We start from the raw sequence: 22,914 nt of genomic DNA, 5'->3' as shown, positions 1-22,914 counted from the left end.
GTTAACAATTAGTCATCCCCTATTTTACAACGCGTAAAAAACGTGCATTATTTACTCGCGCCGCAACTGAACTACCCCGTATTGATACCAACCTTCACCCTCAAGAAGTTAGTGTCGACGGCTGATCCTGATGTCAAGGACACGGTAGAAAGTGGTGAAACCAACAGCAGCAGACCCAGATGCGCGTCCTTGTTACTCGCATTGTTGCTTGCATTGAGCTGACAACAGCCATTAATTGCCGGAGTATCATTTTGTCCAGACTTGCCGAATTTCGCGCAGCAGAAAAAGCCCTTCAGGAGCAGCTGGCCCAGCTGGAGTATCTGAAGAACGACGCCGGACTGAAGAAGGAAATCGAGTTCGAGCAGCAGCTGCAGGCCCTGATGAGCACGTATGACAAGACCTTGCGCGACATCATCGCGATCCTCGACCCTCACACCGGCGCTTCCACCCTTGCGCCAGCGGCCCCGAAACGCCGCCGCCCGCGGGTCGTCAAAGTCTATCAAAACCCCCACACCGGTGAAGTCATCGAGACCAAAGGCGGCAACCATCGCGGTTTGAAAAACTGGAAAATACAATACGGTGCCGAAACCGTTGATTCCTGGTTGCGCGGCCGCTAGTCCTGTATCCCTTGCAGTGTCGAGAAGAAGCTCTGCTCGCAGGGCTTCTCTGAAAGTGTAGGGTATCGCAGTGAAACAAGTGCTTTAAACGCGGCTGATTGCGAGCGAAGTCTTAGGCAGTTTAGATAATGAGTGCTGGTGTAGCACCAGCGTTGAATATTCAACCTGACAATTAGCTGAACAGATTCGTATTAGTGTGATATATCGCTTTCAATAGGCGGCAGGCTTATAGCATGCTCAATTGCCGATGATTTTCCGCTTGTTAATTCCACTAAGTATGGCCAGTGTGCGCGGCAAAGCTGGCTATGAGCCTTCACGCATCAACAGATAAATTACGCCTCTGCGGCCCAACGGCTCGCATGCTTCACATTTTTTTCACACCGGCTTGTACAGGATGGAGGCTACTAAAGGATTAGTGCCCCAATGCCCGCTTCGGCGGGCTTCTTTATGCCCGCGATTTGTGTAACCCCCCGCCTCGACCTAAGGCGCCGATCCCAGGCGCAGGCCATTCCTGATCTGCAACACTTCGTCTTTAAGGGCCGCGTAGCCTTCCGCCGAACCGGCATACGACAACGACCACGCCAACTGCGGACTGGCCGCCGCCACCAGCGTCTGGGTCATGACGTGATTGCCGTTCTGGGTGATCGTGCACGTGGTCTCCATGGCGGGGATGTCGCTCAGCGTGCTGTCCTTCATGTGTGTGCAGACGCTTTGGAAGCCACCGCGCGCAAAATTGACCTGCACCGCCTTGCGCATTTCCAGCAGTACGCTCTGCACGTTGACCGAGTGACCGGGCTGCAGCTGCGTCTGGGTCAGCTCGACCACCATGGCCGGATCACCGTTCTGATCGTTTTTAACCGCACGCTGTCGTATTTGCACGGCGGGCTGACCCTCGCTCGCCGGCGGTTGGGGCAGCGCTTCCACTTCCCAGCCCTCGGGCCAGATGATCATGGCGTCCGCCGAAGAGGCGACGCCAGGAATCATTAGCACGAAACAGAAAGCAACGCGGGCGCATGGGCGCAATGAGAGATGCATGGGCGGTACCTGAATGTCGAGCCGCGAAGTGTGAGCCGGTCATCCATCGCCCACAAGTCGAAAGCCGCGCTTTATGCGCCTTCGGTTTGGCGCGTCGGCCATGAGCCCGTATCATTACGCAACTTTTTAGCGTTAACCCGGAGACAACCATGAGTCTGCACGACCTGAACACCTTCCCCGGCGTCACGGCCACCCCGGACGCCTCGACCGCACAATTCGTGTTCAACCACACCATGTTGCGCGTCAAGGACGCCACCGCTTCTCTGGATTTCTACACCCGCGTGCTGGGCTTCAGTCTGGTAGAGAAGCGCGACTTCCCGGAAGCGGAATTCAGCCTGTACTTCCTGGCGCTGGTGGATAAAGCGCAGATTCCGCAGGACGATGCTGCGCGCAACGTCTGGATGAAAGGCATCCCCGGCGTGCTCGAACTGACCCACAACCACGGCACCGAAAAAGACCCTGCGTTTTCCTACCACAACGGCAACACCGACCCGCGCGGCTTCGGTCACATCTGCATCTCGGTGCCGGACGTGAAGGCTGCCTGCGCGCGCTTCGAAGAACTGGGCGTGGACTTCCAGAAACGCCTGACCGATGGCCGCATGAAAAGCCTGGCCTTCATCAAGGACCCGGATGGTTACTGGGTCGAAATCATCCAGCCGACGCCGGTATCGGGCGAGTAATCGCGTCTAGCGAGTCGGACTGGCTTTAGCCAGGAATAAGCCTATGCGCGAGCAAGCTCACTCCCACACGTTCCTCAGAGTGGCCGAGATCACGGGTCGACGATGAACAGGTGGGAGCGAGCGTGCTCGCGAAGACAGCGTCTCTGCCGCTGAAGATGCAGAGGATCTAATTGCCTATTCCCGGCTGAAGCCGGTCCCACTAAAAGCAGCGCGTGCATCCAGCGATATCGGCAATATCCCCGACCGTAGGACCGGCTTTAGCCGGGAAGGCGTCAGCCGTCACGCCGCTTCTATCACCTGATCCGCATCAGTCAGATCCGCATAAACCTGAGCGTTCGACGGTTCAGGGGTGAACGTCAGCGCAATGTTCTCGCACTGCTGTTTGAGCTGCTGCAGCTTCAGCGGCCGGCTCAGGAAATACCCCTGGGCCTCTTCGCAGCCGAAATCCCTCACCAGGCTCATGCAACGGAACGTCTCGACGCCTTCCGCCACGGTGCGATAGCCCAACTCGCCGGCCAGGTGCAGCACGGATCGAGCGATGATGCGGTTGCGCGGGTTGCTCTCAAGATCGGTGACCAGGGATTTGTCCAGCTTGAGGATGTTGGCCGGAATCTCATGCAGGTAGGCAAAGTTGCTGTAGCCTGCGCCGAAATCATCGATGGCCACGTCAACGCCCAGCTCGCGGATTCGGGTGAGCTGCGCGATGACGCGTTTATCGGCGCGGATCCACTCGCCTTCGGTGATCTCGACTTCCAGCCGTGAGGGATGGACGCCGTGTCGGTCGCAGGCGCTCTGCAGCGTCAGAGCGATGTCCATGTCGGCGAAGTCCAGCGGCGACAGATTGAGGGACAGGCGCACCTCTTCGTCGATCCAGCCGCTAAGGTCGGCCAGCGCGCGGTCGATCACCCAGCGCGTCACCGTACTGATCCTGCCAGCGCTCTCGACCAACGGAATGAATTCGCTTGGCCAGATCTTGCCCAGCATCGGATGGGTCCAGCGAATCAACGCCTCGACGCTGAGCAGGCGGCCATCCTGCAGGCTGAAGCGTGGCTGATACTCCAGATAGATGTCGCCACTGACCAACGACTCGGCGAGTTCGCTGAGCAGGGTCAAGGCGCGACGCTGGGCGCAATCCTCCGCTTCGTCATAGGCCGCCCACGGCACCTGTCGATAAAACGCCCGCCCTGCCGCGTGGGTCGCTTTGCCCATGAGCGCAGCGGCGGAGTTCTGACCGTCGTCACAGCATGCCAGTCCCACGGCAACCTGCTGGTGAGTGAAAGGCTCGGTAATCAGCACCAACAGCATGCGAACCAGGTCGTCGCGTCGAGAACGGTCACAGCTCATCTGCAGGCAAAAATCCTGGTCGCTGATGTGATAAAGCTCGGCGATGCCATCCAGACGGCGACGCAGGCAGTCCGCCATGTCGCGGCGCGTCTGCTGCGCATCCAGGTTGCTGCTCACGCTGACATCCGCAGCGCTCGCCAATGGTTGGGTGCGGATCACTACCATCAATCGCACCTCGCTCCCGGTCACCGCAAAGCCCTGCGTATCGAGCAGGAACTGCTGCAAATTCGGCAAGCGGCTGACAGGGTGACGGTAGCGCATCAGCTGACATTGTTCGACCTGCCCCATGACCAGTTGCGCGAAATCTTCGAGGACAGCCACTTCGTCGGGTTGCAGCGTGCGGGGGACGCTGTCGATCAGGCAAAAACTGCCGAGCACATCGCCGTGCTGATTGCACAACGGCGCCCCGGCGTAGAAACGGATGCCACCCGGCGCCGTGACCAGCGGGTTGTGAGAAAAGCGCGGATCGAGTTGGGCGTCCTGAACCACCATGATCCCGGGGTTCTGGATGGTGTAGCGACAAAACGACTGCTCTATGGGCGTCTGGCTGGGTTCGAAACCCACTCGACCGGGAAACCACTGACGGTCTTTTTCCACCAGCGAGACCAGCGCCGTCGGCACGCGAAAGTGCGCAGCAGCAAGGCGACACAGGCGGTCGAAATCCTCACTATGGGCGGTTTCCAGCCATTGCAAAGCGTGAACCGCGGACAGGCGCTTCTGCTCAATTTCAAGCAAACCGATCATGGCGTGCGCCCTCCGTTCCAAAAATACGTGTTGAATGATATCTCATGGCCACTATTGCCAGAACGGAATCGCGACGGAAGGTCGTTAACAACGAGCAGGGACATATAGAGAGAGTTCGGCCGAGAGCAATAGAGTGATATCACAAAGACACTACTTAATCGCCTCAGTTCCAGAACTGTACAAATAAATAATGTTGTACAACTATTTATAAAGTTAATACGATCCGGGCCGACAGAGGGACAAGAGCGAACCGGGCAGCATTAGGGCTTGCGCCGAAAACGCCGTCAATTCCACTCAAGCCTGAGAAAAGGACCATTCTCACCGACGACAACCCAATCGCCCCACTCCGGGGCTGTGAGAACCGTATGAATATTCTTGCCCCTGCCGTGTACTTGACCAACCGTCTGCGCTTTCCCGCCAAGTTTGCGGTGCTGGCCATCATCGTTCTGCTTCCCCTGGCCCTGCTGGGCGCGCGCCTGCTGCATCAACTCACTACCAGCATCGATAACATCCATTCCGAACAAGTCGGCCAGCGCTATCTGATGGACGTCACCCCGGTACTGCGCCTGTCGATGCTGCAACGAGCATTGACCAACCGCCTGCTCAGCGGGGATCAAACAGCCCAGCCTGACCTCGCCGCCAACCAGGCCAAACTGCTGGATGCGTACTCCAAACTGGAAACTACCGACCGCCAGCTCGGTGCGGGGCTTGAAACCGGAGATCGCGTACAACGCTTGCGCTCCGGGGCCGAAGGGTTGATCAGCCAGACCAAAACCGGGGCCGATCAGGCGACCTTGTTTGACGCCTGGAGCGATCAGATGACTCAAACGCTGAATTTCATCTATTTCATCTCCGCCACCTCCGGAATGGTCCTCGACGAAGACTACGCCTCGCTGTTCCTGATCGACCAAAGCACCCTGCGTCTGCCGCGCCAGATCAACGTGGTCGGCCAGTTGCGAGGTTTGGCCAGCGGCCTGCATGAAGGCCAGCCGCTGACGGACGCCACCCGTGGCACGATTAAATCGCTGCTCAAGCAAGAAGCCCAGATTCGCCAGGAGTTGCTGCAAAGCCTCACTCTGCTGCGTCGTCAGGAACCGGCCCTCGCCGAGCGCATCCAGTCCCCCGTCAGCAGCGGGCTTTCGAGCCTGGACAGCTTTCGCACCGACCTGGAAACCTTGATCGGCTCCTCGCAAAACACCATCACCGGCATGCAGGGCCTGCCGGCCAAAGGCAACGCTGTGGTCGCCGAGCTGTACAAGGCGCAGGACGCTTTGCAAGCCGCGCTTTCCGCCGTGCTGGAGCAACGGGTCAAGGACAAGTCGGCGGAACGCACCGCCATGCTGGCCATGTTCGCCATTGCCGGCCTGCTGCTGATCTATGCCTTCAGCGGGATCTACAGCGCCATGCGTCGGGCCATGAAAGACATGTTGAGCGCCACCCGCCGCATCGCCCAAGGCGATCTCACCGCACGGGTCAACGTCGCCGGCAAAGACGAAATGGCCGACATCGGCACCGGTTTGAACCACATGGTCCAGGCCTTCGGTGACTCCCTCGCTCAGGTCGAGCGCAGTTCGAGTTCGGTGTCCGACGCAGCAACTCGCCTGAGCGCATCCATCGACCGCGCCAAAGTGTCGATGAACGCCCAGCAGGGCGAAACCGAACAGGTCGCCACCGCCATCAACGAAATGACCGCCAGTGTCGCCGACGTTGCCCAGAACACCGAAGGCGCGGCGCGTGCGGCGGAACAGGCCAGTCAGGCGTCCGGCAAAGGCCTGGGCGTGATGCAGCAGACCCGACAGACCATCGAGGCGCTGGCCGGCGAAGTCGACCTCAGCGCGCAAAAGGTCGCGGCGCTCGCGCTGCACAGCCAGGAAATCGGCGGGGTCATCGAAGTCATCCGCAACATCGCCGACCAGACCAACCTGCTGGCCCTCAACGCCGCCATCGAAGCCGCCCGTGCCGGCGAGCAAGGCCGTGGCTTTGCCGTGGTCGCGGATGAAGTCAGAACCCTGGCTTCCCGCACGCAAAACTCCACCGCCGAAATCCAGCGGATCATCCAGCAATTGCAACTGGCGACCAGCGCTGCCGTGGAGCAGATGAAAGCGGGCAAGGACCGGGCGCAAGATTGCCTGACGTCGGCCGATCAGACGTCCTCTAGCCTGAACGCGATCAACGAAGGCGTGGAATCGATCGTCGGCATGAACACCCAGATTGCCAGCGCTGCCGTTCAACAGCACGCCGTGTCCGAGGACATCAACCGCAACGTCACCGAAATCCGCAACGGCACGTTCATGCTGATGGAAGGCATCGAGGACAACGCGGTAACGGCGGACGAACTGTCGCTGCTGGCCGGCGAACTGCGCACCGTGGTCGGTCGTTTCAAACTCTGAGGATGGCGCGCAGCGCAAAACGCTGCGCGCCATCCAACCATCAGTCAGGGCACCTGAGCCCCCGCCACCGCCACGTACACCGAGTACAACGACGTGTTCGCGGCGATGAACAGGCGGTTGCGGCGCGGCCCGCCGAAGGTCAGGTTGGCGACCTTCTCCGGCAGGCGGATCTTGCCCAGCAAGGTGCCGTCGGCGGCGAAGCATTGAACGCCATCGCCGGCGCTGGTCCAGATATTACCCTGCACATCCACGCGCATGCCGTCCGGCACGCCCGGCTCAATCACCGCGAACACCCGCGACTGCCCCAACTCACGCCCATTGATGACCTCGAACGCGCGGATGTGGTGGGGGCCGTCAGGATCGTGGGAGCGACCGGAATCGGCGATGTACAGGGTCTGCCCGTCCGGAGAAAACGCCAGACCGTTGGGCTGCACGAAGTCGTTGGCCATGCAGGCGATCTCGCCGCTGTCCGGGTCGATGCGGTAGACGTGGCGCCCCGGCTGCTCTTCGTCGGCCTGATAGCCCTCGTAATCGGTGAGGATGCCGTAGCTGGGGTCGGTGAACCACACCGCGCCGTCGCGGTGCACCACCACGTCATTCGGCGAATTCAGGCGTTTACCTTCAAAGCGCTCGGCCAGCACAGTGATCGACCCGTCCGGTTCGGTGCGGGTGACGCTGCGGGTCCCGTGCTCGCAGGTGATCAGCCGTCCCAATAAATCGCGGGTGTTGCCGTTGGCGAAATTCGACGGGCTGCGGAACGTCGACACGCCTTGCTCCGGGGTCCAGCGCAACATGCGCTGGTTGGGGATGTCGCTCCACAACAGATACCCGCCGTCGTTGAACCACACCGGCCCTTCGGCCCAGCGGCACTGGTCGTACAGGCGCTCGAGCTGGGTGTTGGGCAGGATCAGGCGGTGGAAACGCTTGTCATGGCATTCGTAGAGGTCGTCGGACACAGGTTCGATCCTTAATTCAGGCGCGGGCATGTTTGCGGCCGCTGACAGCGGTAATCACCGCGATGATGATCAGGCCGGTGAGGATCAGCCGCACCCCGGCACTGGCGCCGAAGGTGTTGAGCATGCTCACCAGCAGGTAAAGGAACAGCGACGCGCCCCAGATGCCGGGCACGTTGGAAAACCCGCCGGCCACGGAGGTGCCGCCGATCACCACGACGGCGATGGAGGCCAGCAGGTATTCCTCGCCCATGCCCAGCGACGCGCCGCCGGAAAAACCGGCCAGGGTCAAGCCGCAGAGACTGCCGAATACCGCACAGAGCACGTAGGTGGCGAAGCGCATGCGCCCGACACGAATGCCGGCCAGTTCAGCGGCGCGGGCGTTTTGTCCAATGGCCAGCACCGAGCGACCGTAGCGGGTGCGGGTCAGCACGTAGCCCATGAGCACCGCCACGGCGATCACCACGAGGGCCAGATACGGCACGCCGAAGACGCGGCCGGTGGCGAAGGTGTAGAAACTGTCCGGCGGCGGCACCCGCACGCTGCGGCCATAGGCGATGGCCAGTGACTGCAGGATGAAGCTGGCCGACAGCGTCGCGATGATCGGCGGAATGCGCAGCAGGCGGATCAACGCGAAATTGCCGCAGCCCACCAGCACACCGATGCCCAGCACGCCGATCACGCCCAGCCAGATATTTGCGTCCTGGCCGTTCATGAGCTTCATGCCCAGGGCGCCGCTGAGGGCGATGTTGGCCGGGATCGACAGGTCGATGTTGCCGGGCCCCGTGCTGATGACGAACATCTGGCCGATGCCGACGATCGCGAAGAAGGTGGAGAACGCCAGCGCGCCTGACAGTAGCGCGCCTGCGCCCTGCCCGCCGGTGAACACCAGGGTCGCCACCCAGATCAATAAGGCGGCGAGGAATGACCACAGCCATGGCTTGCCGCGCAGCGCTGCAATAGTTGAAGTGCTCATAGCGGGCGTACCTCCAGACGATTGACCGCCGCACGCAGCGCCAGCACGAAAATCAGAATCGCGCCCTGAGCACCGATCTGCCAGTCAGGCGAGATGCGGATGAACGACAGCAGCGAACCGGCCAGCACCAGGGTCAGCGCCCCAAGCACTGCGCCCATGGGTGACACCCGTCCGCCGATGAATTCGCCGCCACCGAGAATCACCCCGGCGATGGACAACAGGGTGTAACGCAACGCCACGTTGGCGTCGGCCGAAGTGGTCAGCCCCACCAGAAACAACCCCGACAACACGCCGAAACCCCCGGCCATGGCGTACATCGCCACTTTGATGCGCAGCAGTGACCACCCGGCCTTGGCGATCGCCAGCGGATTGCCGCCAGCGCCGCGCAACACCACACCGACGGTGGAGCGCATCAGGAAAAAGTGCATGGCCAGCCCGAGCACGATGCAGACGATGATCGCCAGCGGAATCAGCGGTGGCTTGATTCGCACCAAGGTTTGCAGCCACTGCGGCGCCGTCCCGCCGGGTGACGGCAGCAGCAGAATTGCGCCGCCGACCCAGATGAACGACATGCCCAGGGTGACGACAATCGACGGCAGGTTGCGGCTATGGATCAAGGCACCGAGCAGCGCATACACACCGACGCACCCGGCCAGCGCCAGCCAGCCGAGGAACGGGTGCTGATCAAGCAGCGTCACGGCCACGCAGGCGACGAAGCTGATGAAACTGCCCATGGACAGGTCAAGGTCGTTGACGCTGATGATCAGCATCTGCGCGATGGTTGCCAGGGCAATCGGCACCGCCAGGTTGAGCATCAGGTTCAGGCCCATGTAGCTCATGGCCCGGGGTTGCATGATGAAAATGGTCGCCAGCAAGACCACCAGCGACACCGCCGGCAAAGCGGCGCGGAGCATGCGGGCGCGGCGTGCGGCGTTGTTGCGCGTCGCGACGGGTGCGCGGGCAACGGAATTCAACGGGGCATTCATGGGGTTTCCTCGGCGAAGGAGCTGCGCAGGATGCGCTCCTCGCTCAATTCACTGCGCGGCATGTCGAGCACGGTCTGGCCGTCGCGGAAGACATACACGTGATCGCAATAGGTCAGCTCTTCAAGCTCGGTGGTGTACCAGATGAACGTGCGGCCGCGGGCCGCCTCCTCCATCAGAATCGAATACACCTCGCGCTTGGTGCTGACGTCGACGCCACGCATGGGATCGTCCATCAGGATGATCTGGCTGTCGGACGCCAGGGCCCGGGCAAACAAGGCTTTTTGCTGGTTGCCGCCGGACAGCGACAGGATCGGATTGCCCATGTCCGGGGTGCGAATGCTCATGCGCTTCATCCAGTCGTCGGCCATGGCCTGTTCAGCGTCCGGGTTCAGCAAGAGGCCGCGCTTAAGCTGGTTGAGGGAGCCGATGGTGATGTTTTCGCCGATGGACCACAGCGCAAACACGCCGTCGGTCTGGCGGTCGCCCGCGACGAAACTGGCGCCGGTGCCGCGCTTGATGCAGTCGCGCAGCACTTGGGTCAGCAACTGGCTCTGGCCGTGCCCGGCCAGCCCGGACAGCCCGACGATCTCCCCGGCAAACGCCTGCACCGAACGCTCATCGGTTTGTCGCGCCGGACGCTGTTGCACCCGCGGGCTGCCCTGCTCACGTCGGGAGGCGAAATCCTGTGTCGCCTGCTGCTGTTCGCGTGCCGTGCCGCCCATGACTTCCACCAGCGAATCGTGGGTGAAGGCTTGCGCTGCTCGGGTTTCAACAATTCTGCCGTCACGCATCACCGCGATGCGGTCACAGGTGCCGAGCATTTCGCCGAGAATGTGGCTGATCAGCACGATGCTGCCGCCGCCCTCGACGAAACGCCGCACATGGCGCAACAGCTGCTCGGCGACCCGCGCGTCGAGGGATGAGGTGGGTTCGTCGAGGATGATCAGATCAAGGCGCTCATCGACGTTGATGAACGCCCGGGCGATTTCCACCATCTGCCGCTTGCCGATGGACAGGTCAGCGACGATGTCATCGGCGTCGATGCCGTGGCCGGGGAAAATCTGCTCAAGCATCGCTTCGATCAGCGCACCGGCCCGACGCCGCCAGCCGAAGCCGCGCAGAGCCGGCGACATCAGCCGGGTGTTCTCTGCCACGTTGAGGTTCGGGCACAGCGACAGTTCCTGGAACACGCAGCGAATGCCGTGCTGACGCGCCACTTGTACCGAATAGCCTTCGCGCAGGTCGCGGCCTTCGATCAGTAACTGGCCGCAATCGGCGGCCAAGGTGCCGGCGAGCACTTGCATCAGGGTCGATTTGCCCGCGCCGTTGTGGCCGATCAGGCCCAGGCATTCGCCGGCGCGCACGCTCAGGTCGACGTCACTCAGGGCACGCACGGCGCCGAACGATTTACCGGCGCCGACGAAGGCCACCCGCACAGGTCCATTTGCGTTCATGGTCAGAATTCCTTGGCGGGCCGCAGGCAGCGCGGCCCGCGGTCCTCAAATGGAAAAGCTCACAGGGAAGCGGCGGGCTTGAGCTTGGCGACGTCGTCGACGCTGTAGGTCTCGCTGACGATTCCGCCTTTGGGTAGGTCCTTCAGGCTGGCGTCGAGGGTCTGCTGGGTGACGATGACCGCTGGCGACAGCAGGTCATGGGGCATCTGCTTGCCGTCGAGCAACTGCTGCGCGACATAGAACGCCAGGCTGGAAATGCTCGGCCCGCTGCTGATGGAGAAGCTCTGATAGCCCTGGGCGTCGCTTTGCTTTTTCCACCAGGTCAGTTCTTCTTCGCGGTTGCCGAAGATGATCGCCGGCAACGGACGGCCTGCCGCGACAAAGGCCTGGGCAATGCCGACGCCTTCACCGCCCTGGGTCACCACGGCGTCGACTTTCGGCAGGCTCGGCAACACACCGGAAACGGCTTTCTGCGCCACGGTCGGGGACCAGTTGCCGTTTACTTCGCCGACCACTTTCAGGTTCGGGTGTTTCTGCGCGCCGGCGGTGATGCCGGAGTGAATGCGCTCGTCCACCGACACGCCGGCCAGGCCGCGCACTTCCAGGACGTTGCCGCCCTTGGGGAAGCGCTCGGACAGGTAATCCATCTGCTCGATGCCGGTCTGTTTGAAGTCCATGGAGATGCGGTAGGCGCAAGGCTCGGAGACGGTGCCGTCGAAGGAGACGACGATGATGCCGGCGTCGCAGGCTTGTTTTACCGCGCCGTTGAGCGCCGTCGGCGACGAGGCATTGATGACGATGGCGTCATAGCCTTGAAGGATCAGGTTCTGGATTTGCGCGGCCTGCTCGGTGGCCTGGTTTTCCGCCGTGGTGAAACTGTCAGCCGACGCGATCAGGCCATCCTTGACGGCTTTGTCGGTGGTCTGCTGCCAGCTGGCGAGCATCAGTTGGCGCCAGGAGTTGCCGGCGTAATTGTTGGAGAGCGCGATCTTCTTGTCGGAAGTATCGGCGTGGGATGCGACGGGCAGGGCCATCAGGGGCGCCACGGCCAGTGCAGCGCAAAGCAATGAACGGCGTAGCGGATGACGACGACTTTTCATAGTTGAACCCTTGTTATTTTTATGGGGGCTGCAGGGTGGCCGACGGCGTCGGTCGCACCTTATTACGAACAGTACGCGGCGAGTCTGCACTGGCCGGCGCGGAGCGTCAGTGGTCAATCGTGCAGACCTGATGCGGGATCCCGCAAGCGACCTGCAGGATCCTGCGTTCTTTTTAGCGCACAGGGGCCATACTGTCCCGGCTGCCCTTTCGTTAGATTTCAAAAATAAAAACAGGTTGAAGCCCATGGCACAGCGACCGCACACCCTTGCCGAAGACGTGCTGCATCATTTTCTCGGTATTTCCCGCGCCCTCGCCGGCCAGCTGGATTTCCAGTCGATGATCGACGCCGTCTCCCGGGAAATCAGCCCGATCCTGCCCCACGACCACCTCGACGTCTGCCTGTTTATCCTGGACGGCCGCGAGCACATCACCTATGAAAGCGGCGTGCACACGCTGTGGGGCGATGTCGCTCAACCGATGCCGGTGCACACCAGCCCCATTCGAGCGGTGCTGTTAGGGGAGCAGGCGTTTCTGCTGACCCACGACGCCATGAACGACGCACGTTTCGCCTTCCCCGGCGCCGCCAACCACCCTATTTTCGACGCCCGCCTGCGCAGTCGCCTGCACGTGCCCTTGCGCGCCCGGGGTGAAATCATCGGTGCGCTGAGCTGCTCGAAACACACCGAGCATTTCTACACCCTGGATGACGTGCGCCACACCCAGCACGTCGCCGATCTGCTGGCCTCGTACGTGTATGCCCTGCGCCAGACTGAACAGGCCAAACAACTGGCCATCGCCGAAGCCCAGGTGCGTGCCCGAGAAGAAGGCCTGCGCCAGGGCGCGCTGCGCCTGACCGAGGAACTGGAGCGTGAACGGCAACGGGTCGGCATGGACTTGCACGACCAGACCCTCGCCGACATGACCCGCCTGCACCGGCGCATCGCCCGCCTGCAAACCCTGCCCAGCGTGCCGGGCGAGGACTTGCGCGGCATCGCCTGCTCGCTCAAGGACAGCATGCAGGAGTTGCGGCAACTGATCGATGCAGTGAAGCCGACGGTGCTGCAGTTGTTCGGCTTCGAAGAGGGCGTCGAAGACCTGTTGCGGCGCAGCGTTCGAGACAGCGGCCTGAGCATCGAAACGCGTCTGCAGGACAGCACCGACGGCATGGGCGATCGCTTGCCGGAGTCCGTGAAAGTCGCGGTGTTCCGCATCATTCAGGAAGCGGTGAACAACGCGATCAAGCACGCGATGCCGGACAGCATCGTCATCCACATCAGCCACACAGGCGGCCTGTTGCAGCTGACCATCGACGATGACGGCATTGGGCTGGACGTCGGCCATCGGTTCAACAGCGGCGGCATTCAGAACATGCAGGTGCGCGCGCAACTGATGGCGGCGCAGTTGTTTATCGAACGCGGGCCCCATGAGCGAGGAACGCGAGTAAGGGTGTGCCTGCCGCTGGCAGATCTGCCGCTTGTCGTTGAGCCTGCGCCGTCCGTTGGAACGGAGGTGCCATGCAAATCCTGTTGATCGAAGACGACCCGGTGCACCGGGCGTTCCTGCGCGAAGTCATCGAAGTGGCCCTGCCGGAATGCACGCGTTTACTGGAGGCCGAAGACGGCCAGATCGGCGAGCGGTTGTTCAGCGAGAGCCCGGTAGATGCCGTGGTGATGGACCTGCAGATGCCGTGCCGCACCGGCGTCGAAGCGGCCAAGACGATCTGGCGGCAGCAGCCGGACACGTCGATTCTGTTCTGGTCGAATTACTCGGACGAGGCCTACGTGCGTGGCATCGCGCGGATCGTGCCCCAAGGGGCGGCCTACGGTTACATCCTCAAGACCGCCTCGGAAGAGCGCTTGCGCCTGGCGTTGCGGGGGCTGTTCATCGAGCAGCAGTGCGTGATCGACCGCGAGATTCGCGGCGTGCAGCTCAAGGCCCACGATCAGTTGTCCGGGCTGAGTGATGGCGAATACGAAGTGCTGCAGGACATCGCCCTGGGCCTCACCGACCGCACCATCGCCACCCGCCGCAACCTGTCGCTGCGCAGCGTGCAGAACCGGCTGCAGCAGCTGTACGAAAAGCTCGGCGTTTACCAGCCCGATGCGGCCGGCGAACGCAGCACCGCCTTCAACCTCCGCGCCCGCGCCGTCAACGTCGCCCTGCTCCGCCGCCTGCTCAACCGCACCGCGCTGGAACAGGCCGAAGCCGAACTGCAACTGTGGCTGAAAAACCCCGCGCGGCATCGGTTTGGAGGGGACTGAGGGGAGATCAAGAGCGTCGGCCTAACGGCCTCTGGTTTCGCCTTCGGCGAGTTACTTGGAAAAGCACCCCAAGTAACCAAGGGTGCTTGCTCCTGGCTAGGTCCCTCCTTCGTCGGGATACCCTCACTTCGACGCCCCTCCGTGGGCCCGCGCCGAACGGACATCCATGTCCTGACGGCGCTCTCGCCGCATCCATGCGGCTCGGCCCACTGCGCGTCGTCTACGTTCGGCCTGCACCCAAGTCGCGATTGGTGTCGTCTGGAATTCTTGCGCACGAAGATCAAGATCAAGATCAAGGGCTTCCCGGCTAAAGCCAGTCCTACAGTCGAGGCGATTCCACAGGTGTACGCGGTGCTTTGTAGGACTGGCTTTAGCCGGGAAGAGGCCAGCTCAGGCGCCGACATTTTTGCTGACAGTCCCCCTCCTTGTGGGAGCGAGCTTGCTCGCGAATGCTGTATCACAAACACCAGATATCTGTCGGATGTACCGCCCCCTTCGTGAGCAAGCTCACTCCCACAAGTCCTTAGCGTTTGCTCTGTCCTCGATCTGCTCTTGATCTGCTTTTGATCTTCATACACAGAAGGGTCAGTCACCGCCAATCGCGACCTGGGTGCAGGCCGAACGCAGACGACGCGCAGTGGGTCGAGCGGCATGGATGCCGCGAGAGCGCCGTCAGGACATGGATGTCCGTTCGGCGCGGGCCCACGGAGCGTCGTCGGAGTGAGGGTATTCCGACGAAGGAGGAACCCAACTAGGAGCAGGCACTTTTGCTTACTTTTGGTGCTTTTCAAAAGTAAGTCGCCGAAGGCGAAACAGTCTGCCCCCAGGCAGACGCTTTTGACCTTGGGGAACGCGAGATCCCCCTGGCTTGTCGATTAAAGCAAGACCGCGACGCGTCGCTTAATCGAACGATGTCACCCAGGAGCATTGCCCATGTGCAGGAACCACACCCGTAATCCCATCCTCTGCCTCATCCCCCCGTACCTGCTCGACCAGATCGCCCGCAACGGCAACAAAGCCCAGCGCGAAGCGGCCCTGCGCACGCGCGCCAAAGACAACACCTTCCGCTCCCTGCGCCTCAGCGCGCAACCCGATCGACGCCTCGTTCACCTCGCCGCCGTAGCCCCCACCGGCAAACGACGCTCCATCTACACCGCCGACGGCGGCGAAACCCTGCCCGGCACCCTCGTCCGCGGCGAAGGCCAGCCCGTCAGCGGCGACATCGCCGTCGACGAAGCCTATGACGGCCTCGGCGCCACCTTCGACTTCTTCTTCGACGTCTTCGACCGCAACTCCATCGACGACGCCGGCATGGCCCTCGACGCCACCGTGCACTTCGGCAAGGGCTACAACAACGCCTTCTGGAACTCCGCGCAGATGGTCTTCGGCGACGGCGACCAGTCACTGTTCAACCGCTTCACCATCGCCCTCGACGTCATCGGCCACGAACTGGCCCACGGCGTCACCGAAGACGAAGCCGGCCTCGTCTACTTCAACCAGGCCGGCGCGCTGAACGAATCGATGTCCGACGTGTTCGGCTCGCTGATCAAGCAGTACGCCCTGAAACAAACCGCCAAGCAGGCCAGCTGGCTGATCGGCGAAGGCCTGTTCACCGACAAGATCACCGGCAGCGCCCTGCGCTCGATGAAAGCCCCCGGCACTGCGTTCGATGACAAGGTGCTGGGCAAAGACCCGCAACCCGGGCACATGGACGACTTCGTCCACACCTACGACGACAACGGCGGCGTGCACATCAACTCGGGCATCCCCAACCATGCGTTTTATCAAGTGGCGACGCGCATTGGCGGTCATGCCTGGGAAAAGGCCGGGCGCATCTGGTACGACGCGCTGCGCGATTCACGTCTGCGCCCCAATGCCGGCTTCGTGCGCTTTGCGCGGATCACCCACGATGTGGCCGGTCGGCTGTACGGTGTAGGCGAGGAAGCCCAAATCGCGGTAAAAGAAGGCTGGGCGGCCGTGGGCATCAATGCGCAATGATCCGCCATGGCCATCTGGCAAAAGAAGGAGCCACCCACATGCGTATCTCATTCAGCGAAAGCGGCGGGGTCGCCTATTTTCCGGGCTTGAACAAGCCCAACACCATTGAAGTGGACGCCCTGCCGGAGGGCGAACAAAAGGAGCTGCGGCAACTGGTCGACGCGTCCGAATTCTTCGCGTTGCCGGAAGGTCGGCACCCCGCCCGTGCGCTGCGCGGCATGCAGCATTACACGCTGACCATCAGCGAAGGCGACCGGGAGCGCACGGTCTGCGTTCCCGCTCCGGTGGAATCCGGCCCGTTGCAGGGCCTGATGCAGTGTGTTCGGCGCCACGTGTCCGGCTAGCCCCATGACCGCGCGCCGGGCAAACCGCTATGCTCGGCGCCATTACTCCCTGCTCTTCAGGAATCCTGTGCCCAACCTTTTCTCATCTGTCCTCCGTCGATTCATGCCAACAACCCGCAGCGCCGACGCGTCACGCGGTACAAATCGATGATGCCTGTCCGCCGCCTGTGCCTGGTCCTCGGTGATCAGCTGTCCTTCGACCTGGCCTGCCTCGCCGAACTCGACGCCGAGCGCGACGCCGTGCTGATGGTCGAGGTCATGGAAGAAGCCACCCACGTCGCCCATCACCCGCAAAAGATCGCCCTGATCTTCAGCGCCATGCGCCATTTCGCCCAGGCGCTGCAGGAGCGCGGCATCATCGTTCAGTACGTGACGCTGGACGATCCGCTGAACACCGGCTCGGTGCCGGCTGAGTTGCAGCGCTGGCACGCGTCGTTGCAGGCCGAAGAAGTCCACGCCACCGAATGCGGCGACTGGCGTCTGGAGCAGTCCATAAGGGAATGCGGCCTGCCGCTGGTCTGGCACAGCGACACACGCTTTCTGTGCTCCCGCGAAGAGTTTGCCAAATGGGCCAGCGGCAAGATCCAGCTGCGCATGGAATTCTTCTACCGCGAGATGCGCCGCAAGCAGCGCCTGCTGCTCAACAGCGACGGCACGCCCGTAGGCGGTGCCTGGAACTTCGACGCGGAAAACCGCAAGGCGCTGCCGAAGCGGGTCTCGGCGCCCTACCCGGCGCGCTTCGCACCGGACGCCATCACCCGCGACGTGCTGGAACTGGTGCGTGAGCGATTCGCCAGTCACTACGGCTCTCTGGACAATTTTGACTACCCGGTAACCCACGCCGACGCCCAGGCGCTGTGGCAGTACTTTCTCGATTATGGGCTGGCGGCCTTCGGTGACTACCAAGACGCCATGGCCATGGACGAGCCCTTCCTCTTCCATGCGCGCATCAGTGCGGCGCTGAACATCGGCCTGCTGGATCTGCGCCAGCTGTGCAGCGACGTCGAGTCGGCCTACTGGTCGGGAGGTGTCGCGTTGAACGCGGCGGAGGGCTTCATCCGCCAACTGATCGGCTGGCGGGAATACGTGCGCGGCGTTTACTGGCTGAAGATGCCGGATTACGCCGAGGGCAACTCATTCGGCAATAACCGGGCGCTGCCGGAGTTCTACTGGACCGGGCAGACCAAGATGAACTGCATGAGCCAGGCCATCGGCCAGAGCCTTGAACACGCCTACGCTCATCACATTCAGCGGCTGATGGTCACCGGCAACTTCGCCCTGCTGGCCGGCATCGCGCCCAAAGAGATCTGCGAATGGTACCTGGCGATTTACATGGACGCCTTCGACTGGGTCGAGTTGCCCAACACCCTCGGCATGGTCATGCACGCCGACGGCGGTTATCTGGGTTCCAAGCCCTATTGCGCCAGCGGCCAGTACATCAAGCGGATGTCCGATTACTGCAGCAGCTGCGCGTACAAGGTCAAGGAAAGCACGACGGAGGACGCCTGCCCTTTCAACTCGCTGTACTGGCATTTCGTGATGCGCCACAGCAACCTGCTGCGCGCCAATCAACGGATGGGCATGGTTTACAAGAACCTCGACCGGATGACTGAAGCAAAGCAGGACGCGCTGTGGCAAAGGGGCGAGTCCCTGCTGGGCAAGCTCGACGCCGGAGAGGCGATTTGAAGAAGAGCGAGCTGCCGGTAAAGACCTGCGTGGTGTGTGGGCTGCCGTTCACCTGGCGGAAGAAATGGGCGCGCTGCTGGGACGAGGTGCGTTACTGCTCGGAGCGTTGCCGACGGGGCAAGCGCTCCGGGTCGTGAAAGGGTTCAATCGGCGTCAGCGGGCCAATACGGGGGGGCAGCGCCTGATCAGTGGACCTGGGCGCGACTGGCTCTGCCGATCAGCCTGATCAACAACTGCTGCTTGGGGCCTGCGGTTGTCTCGCGGGCCACCTTGATCAAGTATTCCTGCGGGATCAGCCCGCCCGCTTCGGCCAGGGCTTCGTAAATGGCAAACAGCCGCGAATCAATCGTCGTCTCCTCGGCACATTCGATCAGATAGGCAATTCCCGGATTGGCTTGTTCGTTCACAGTGGATCCTCCTTGTATGTCAGTTACTTCAAAGGAGAGGCACGCGCGGCGGGAGTTCCCACTTTCTGGACAGGGCTCACCCGAACGGTGGCACCCGCCTGCCGGCAGTCCTGAATATCAGTTTTCGCTTGCCAAAACCCGGTCGCACCCTTAAACAGAGCGTGCCGTTTCAGCACCCGCGACGACTTGCCGCGCCCGTTCTGCCCGTTGCGCCCTCGCAACCCGGCGTCGGGACAGGCCTGCCGAAACGCCCAGACACCTGCAAATCATGGAGACGCCAGGTAAACCCGATGACAGGAAATACGTCAGACACGCTCCCCCGCACCCGTCGCGCCCCCAAGGGTGAGAAACGCCGCGAAGAACTGCTCGACGCTGCGCTGCAATTGTTTTCGCTGGAGGGCTACACCGGCGCCTCCATTGCCCGCATCGCCGACATTGTCGGCATCTCGGTGGCGGGCGTGCTGCATCACTTTCCTAACAAGGTCGCCCTGCTGATGGGCGTGCTCGCCCGTCGCGACGAGGTCAACCACAAAGTGATCAGCAGCCTGCACAGCGAGCCGACGCTGCAGGGCTTCGTCAGCGGCCTGCGGCAGATCAATCGTTCCAACGCAACGGCGCCCGGCGTGATCCGCGCGTTCAGCATGCTGAACGCCGAAAGCCTGGTGGACAGCCATCCGGGGTGGGAATGGTTTCAGTCCCGCTACGTGACGATTCACGGACGCATGCGCGCACGGCTCGACCATCTGGTGGCCACCGGCGAAGTGCGTGGGGATGTGGATCTGGACGCGATCGTTCACCAGATACTGGCGATGATGGACGGGCTGCAGCTGCAATGGCTGCGCTTCCCCGAGACGGTGGATCTGGTGCAGCGTTTCGACAGTTACATGGCACAGGTCGAGCGCGATATCCGCGCATAAAAAATGAGGCGATCCGGGCTGGCCGGATCGCCTCATTCTCTGTTTCTCAAGCTCAGGTTGTCACTCGGGTTCAGGCCTCAGCCAGCGCCGGGATCAAGTCCCCGGCGCCGACCTGTTGCTCAGCCCTTTCCCGTTGCGATCAATCAGTACTCGGTGTTGCCGTCGTAGTCCGTGTTGCCATTGGCTGCGTCGGTGTCTTCGGTCTGATCAAGCACACCGCCGGTCTTCACCGCTGGCAGGGTCACTTTGACCGAGTTCAGCGCCGAACGTGGCAGCGGGTTGCTGGTGGTGGTCGACAGTTCCTGACGGAACGGGTTGACCAGCTTGGCATTCAGACGGATGTCGTCCGAAGCCGCGCCCAGGCTGATGTTGAAGGTGTCGGCATCGATCACCCACTGCTTGCTTGCCTCGTCGAAGTACGCCAGCGAACGATCGTTCAGTTCGATGGTGACGTGACGGGTTTCGCCCGGCTGCAGGAAGACCTTCTTGTAGCCTTTCAGCTCCTTGACGGCGCGCTCGACTTTCGGGTTCTGCTGGCCGACGTACAGCTCGGCGACTTCGGAACCGGCACGCTTGCCGCTGTTGGTCAGGTCGAACGAGACCTTGATCGGCGTGTTGCCCACTGCAACGCCCGGGGTGACCGAGATGTTGTTGTAAGTGAACTGGGTGTACGACAGGCCGTGACCGAACGCGAACAGCGGTTTGGTGTTGGTCTTGTCGTAGCCACGGTAGCCGAGCATGGTCAGGTCGTGGGCGTAGGTGATTTCCTTGACCTTGGTGCGTGTGTTATCGAAGGCCGGGAAATCCTTGTACAGCGGATTGTCTTCGATGTTGCGCTCGATACTGATCGGCAGCTTGCCCGACGGGTTGACCTTGCCGAACAGGATCTCGGCCAGGGCCTGACCGCCGTTCTGACCCGGGTAGAACGCGTGCAGCGCAGCCGGCACCTGGTCGATCCAGTCGCTCATCTTCAGCGCGGTACCGCCGTGCATGGTCACCACGGTGTTCGGGTTGGCCTTGGCGATGTTCTGGATCAGCTCGTTCTGGTACTCAGGCAGATCGAAGCTGTGGTCGAAACCTTCACCTTCGTATTCGGCGCTGTTACCCACGGCAACCACGACCGCGTCGTATTGCGACAGGTCGGAAGGTGCGGTCAGCGAAGCGGTCGACATCTGCACGCCCACCAGGCCGCCCATGGTCGACAGGTAACCGTCACGGCGCGAGTACTCAAGCTTCACGTCGTAAGCCTTGCCGGCTTCCAGCTTGATCTTGCCGGAAACAGGGATGGTCGGCGGAATGCTCTTGTTGGTGATGTTCTCACCGTCGCCGTTGTCGATGATCTTCTCGCCGTTGACCCATAGACGCACAGCGCCGTCGGCACGGACTTTGAAGACCTGGTCGCCGCTGATGGTCGGGGTGACCTGACCGCTCCAGCGAATGGAAGTGTTGGCGGTGTCGCCGTTGCTCGGCACGCTGTCGGTGGACCAGTCCAGGTTGACGTAGGTGTCGATCTGGGTGGCCGACGGGTCGCCGGACCAGGTGGCGTTGTTGAAGTACTCGGTCTTCATGCCAGCGACACTGTTGCCTTTGCTGTCGGTGGTGGTCCAGTGCATGGCCGTTGGATCGAGGGACAGCGTGTCGAGGAACTCGACCTGAGCGCCCGGGGCGATCTGGCGCAGACCGCTCAGCTCGCTGATGTAACGGGTGGCGTCAACGTGAGCACTGCCGAAACCGGTCGGCGGCGCGTACTTGGCCAGGTCGCCAACGACGGCGATGCGCTTGACCTTGTTCTTGTCCAGTGGCAGCACGTCGCCCTGGTTTTTCAGCAGCACGATGCCTTCGCGAGCGATGTTCAGAGCGACCTTGTTGCTGGTGGCGCTGTTCATGTTGTGCGTGGTCAGCGGTGCAAACTTGTCGAACTGGTACAGGTAGATGTTCTTCAGGATGCGGCGGACCTTGTCGTCGATGGTCGCCATGTCCAGCTCGCCGCTGTCCAGGTACGGCTTGAGCACCGAACTGTTCATCTGGCCGCCCATCATGTCCAGGTCGGTGCCGGCTTGTGCCGCTGGCAGACCGTGGACGACGGCGTTGTAGTCACTCTGTACCAGGCCCTTGAAGCCCCATTCCTTCTTCAGGATGTCGGCGATCAGGTGCTTGTTCTCGCAGGCGTACTCGCCGTTCACTTTCTGGAACGAGCACATCATCATCGCCACGGTGCCGTTTTTGGTCGCGGACTCGAACGGCGGCAGCGTCATCTCGCGCAGAACGCGCTCAGGCATGACCTGGTTGAGGATGAAGCGGTTGGTTTCCTGGTCGTTACCGGCGTAGTGCTTGGCTTCCGCCCAGACGCGACGCTGCTGGATACCGTTGATGACCGCAGGGCCCAGGCTTGCGCCGAGGAACGGGTCTTCACCGGAGAGGTATTCGAAGGCACGGCCGCTCCACGGCATGCGGTACAGGTTCATGCCTGGACCGGTGACGAACTGGTAGCCGCCGCTGGCAGTGTCGTAGCCCAGGGCGCGGCCGAAATCAATGGCGCGACGCGGGTTGAAGGTGGCCGCCAGGTTCGGGCCGGACGGATAGACCACGCCCGGATCGTTGCCTTCGCTGGTGTAACGGATGCCCGCGCCACCGTCGGCGCCGTGGATCTGTGGCACGCCGTACTGGGTCAGCGGCTTGACGTCCCAACCACCGATGCCGCCGATGTAGGCCAGCTTTTCTTCCTGAGTCATCTTCGCCAGGGTTTTTTCTGCCGCTTTGTCAGCGCGCAGTTCCTTGGCCGCCAGTTGCTCTTGGGTCGTGGTGTCGGCTGCGTTGGCGTGGCAGATAGCCAGGCTCAACAAAGCCAGTGCCGAGTGGGCACCGAAAGTTTTACGGTTTCGCATAGGGGACGCTCTCCAAGTATCACCCGCGCTCATTTGTCGCAGTTGACACGCCACAAGCCTTTAATTCAGGCATTACTCGGCCTATACCGAAGTTCTCGAAAGAACATCGGTGAACGGGAAAGTGGCGTTACAACGT

Annotated in this window: 19 protein-coding genes; 10 read left to right on the top strand and 9 right to left on the bottom strand. The window is 62.0% G+C overall.

What is annotated here, in order from left to right:
• The first annotated feature begins 251 nt into the window (after window positions 1-251).
• Window positions 252-617, top strand: coding sequence for a histone-like nucleoid-structuring protein, MvaT/MvaU family (locus ABEH28_RS03800; RefSeq protein ID WP_192173688.1), 366 nt, complete (start codon window positions 252-254; stop codon window positions 615-617).
• A 480-nt stretch (window positions 618-1,097) separates the two neighbouring features.
• Here ABEH28_RS03800 and ABEH28_RS03795 read toward each other — a convergent pair whose 3' ends face one another.
• A complete protein-coding gene (locus tag ABEH28_RS03795) occupies window positions 1,098-1,601 on the bottom strand; it encodes a DUF4946 domain-containing protein (RefSeq protein ID WP_346626139.1) in 504 nt (167 codons plus the stop codon).
• 200 nt (window positions 1,602-1,801) lie between these two features.
• On the opposite strand from ABEH28_RS03795, the gene gloA reads away from it, so the two are divergent.
• On the top strand, window positions 1,802-2,332 hold the full coding sequence (gene gloA, locus ABEH28_RS03790) for a lactoylglutathione lyase (RefSeq protein WP_192173618.1): 531 nt from the start codon (window positions 1,802-1,804) through the stop codon (window positions 2,330-2,332).
• Window positions 2,333-2,611: 279 nt separating this feature from the next.
• Here the strand turns inward: gloA and ABEH28_RS03785 are convergent, their stop codons facing one another.
• Window positions 2,612-4,420, bottom strand: coding sequence for an EAL domain-containing protein (locus ABEH28_RS03785; protein ID WP_346629165.1), 1,809 nt, complete (start codon window positions 4,418-4,420; stop codon window positions 2,612-2,614).
• 365 nt (window positions 4,421-4,785) lie between these two features.
• On the opposite strand from ABEH28_RS03785, the gene ABEH28_RS03780 reads away from it, so the two are divergent.
• On the top strand, window positions 4,786-6,810 hold the full coding sequence (locus ABEH28_RS03780) for a methyl-accepting chemotaxis protein (protein WP_346629164.1): 2,025 nt from the start codon (window positions 4,786-4,788) through the stop codon (window positions 6,808-6,810).
• A 44-nt stretch (window positions 6,811-6,854) separates the two neighbouring features.
• Here the strand turns inward: ABEH28_RS03780 and ABEH28_RS03775 are convergent, their stop codons facing one another.
• From ABEH28_RS03775 to ABEH28_RS03755, 5 genes are read right to left on the bottom strand one after another with little or no spacing between them, the layout of a single operon-like run.
• Entirely contained in the window at window positions 6,855-7,766 is a 912-nt protein-coding gene (locus tag ABEH28_RS03775; RefSeq protein ID WP_346629163.1) for an SMP-30/gluconolactonase/LRE family protein, read from the bottom strand.
• Between the two features lie 16 nt (window positions 7,767-7,782).
• A complete protein-coding gene (locus ABEH28_RS03770) occupies window positions 7,783-8,739 on the bottom strand; it encodes an ABC transporter permease (protein WP_346629162.1) in 957 nt (318 codons plus the stop codon).
• On the bottom strand, window positions 8,736-9,725 hold the full coding sequence (locus ABEH28_RS03765) for an ABC transporter permease (protein ID WP_346629161.1): 990 nt from the start codon (window positions 9,723-9,725) through the stop codon (window positions 8,736-8,738). Before ABEH28_RS03765 ends, ABEH28_RS03770 begins: the two co-directional genes overlap by 4 nt.
• Window positions 9,722-11,179: a sugar ABC transporter ATP-binding protein gene (locus ABEH28_RS03760; RefSeq protein WP_346629160.1), complete on the bottom strand. Its 1,458-nt coding sequence runs from the start codon at window positions 11,177-11,179 to the stop codon at window positions 9,722-9,724. The genes ABEH28_RS03765 and ABEH28_RS03760 overlap by 4 nt, the downstream gene beginning before the upstream one ends.
• 59 nt (window positions 11,180-11,238) lie before the next feature.
• Window positions 11,239-12,279: an ABC transporter substrate-binding protein gene (locus ABEH28_RS03755; protein WP_346629159.1), complete on the bottom strand. Its 1,041-nt coding sequence runs from the start codon at window positions 12,277-12,279 to the stop codon at window positions 11,239-11,241.
• Between the two features lie 244 nt (window positions 12,280-12,523).
• Here ABEH28_RS03755 and ABEH28_RS03750 point away from each other — a divergent pair, with 244 nt between their 5' ends.
• The 6 genes from ABEH28_RS03750 to ABEH28_RS03725 all read left to right on the top strand — a co-directional run bounded on the left by ABEH28_RS03750 (window position 12,524) and on the right by ABEH28_RS03725 (window position 18,706).
• Window positions 12,524-13,810 (top strand): GAF domain-containing sensor histidine kinase, encoded by a 1,287-nt coding sequence (locus ABEH28_RS03750; protein WP_346629158.1) that lies wholly within the window; start codon window positions 12,524-12,526, stop codon window positions 13,808-13,810.
• Window positions 13,795-14,541, top strand: coding sequence for a response regulator transcription factor (locus tag ABEH28_RS03745; protein ID WP_346629157.1), 747 nt, complete (start codon window positions 13,795-13,797; stop codon window positions 14,539-14,541). Before ABEH28_RS03750 ends, ABEH28_RS03745 begins: the two co-directional genes overlap by 16 nt.
• Before the next feature lie 933 nt (window positions 14,542-15,474).
• Window positions 15,475-16,539: a M4 family metallopeptidase gene (locus tag ABEH28_RS03740; protein WP_346629156.1), complete on the top strand. Its 1,065-nt coding sequence runs from the start codon at window positions 15,475-15,477 to the stop codon at window positions 16,537-16,539.
• Between the two features lie 38 nt (window positions 16,540-16,577).
• Window positions 16,578-16,883, top strand: coding sequence for a protealysin inhibitor emfourin (locus ABEH28_RS03735; RefSeq protein ID WP_346629155.1), 306 nt, complete (start codon window positions 16,578-16,580; stop codon window positions 16,881-16,883).
• 147 nt (window positions 16,884-17,030) lie between these two features.
• On the top strand, window positions 17,031-18,569 hold the full coding sequence (locus ABEH28_RS03730) for a cryptochrome/photolyase family protein (protein WP_346629154.1): 1,539 nt from the start codon (window positions 17,031-17,033) through the stop codon (window positions 18,567-18,569).
• Window positions 18,566-18,706 carry a DUF2256 domain-containing protein gene (locus ABEH28_RS03725; protein WP_192173605.1) on the top strand — a complete coding sequence of 47 codons (141 nt, stop codon included), beginning with the start codon at window positions 18,566-18,568 and terminating at the stop codon, window positions 18,704-18,706. The genes ABEH28_RS03730 and ABEH28_RS03725 overlap by 4 nt, the downstream gene beginning before the upstream one ends.
• 48 nt (window positions 18,707-18,754) lie before the next feature.
• On the opposite strand, the gene ABEH28_RS03720 is transcribed toward ABEH28_RS03725, so the two are convergent.
• Window positions 18,755-18,976 (bottom strand): hypothetical protein, encoded by a 222-nt coding sequence (locus ABEH28_RS03720; RefSeq protein ID WP_192173604.1) that lies wholly within the window; start codon window positions 18,974-18,976, stop codon window positions 18,755-18,757.
• Window positions 18,977-19,266: 290 nt separating this feature from the next.
• Here ABEH28_RS03720 and ABEH28_RS03715 point away from each other — a divergent pair, with 290 nt between their 5' ends.
• Window positions 19,267-19,893, top strand: coding sequence for a TetR/AcrR family transcriptional regulator (locus ABEH28_RS03715; protein WP_192173603.1), 627 nt, complete (start codon window positions 19,267-19,269; stop codon window positions 19,891-19,893).
• Between the two features lie 143 nt (window positions 19,894-20,036).
• Here the strand turns inward: ABEH28_RS03715 and ABEH28_RS03710 are convergent, their stop codons facing one another.
• Window positions 20,037-22,778 (bottom strand): glycoside hydrolase family 3 C-terminal domain-containing protein, encoded by a 2,742-nt coding sequence (locus tag ABEH28_RS03710; protein WP_192173602.1) that lies wholly within the window; start codon window positions 22,776-22,778, stop codon window positions 20,037-20,039.
• Window positions 22,779-22,914: the final 136 nt, after the last annotated feature.

The organism is Pseudomonas sp. Ps21-P2 (assembly GCF_039672565.1).
Lineage (GTDB): Bacteria > Pseudomonadota > Gammaproteobacteria > Pseudomonadales > Pseudomonadaceae > Aquipseudomonas.
Note: the sequence above shows the minus strand (reverse complement) of the source record. Positions and strands in the feature narration are given on the sequence as shown.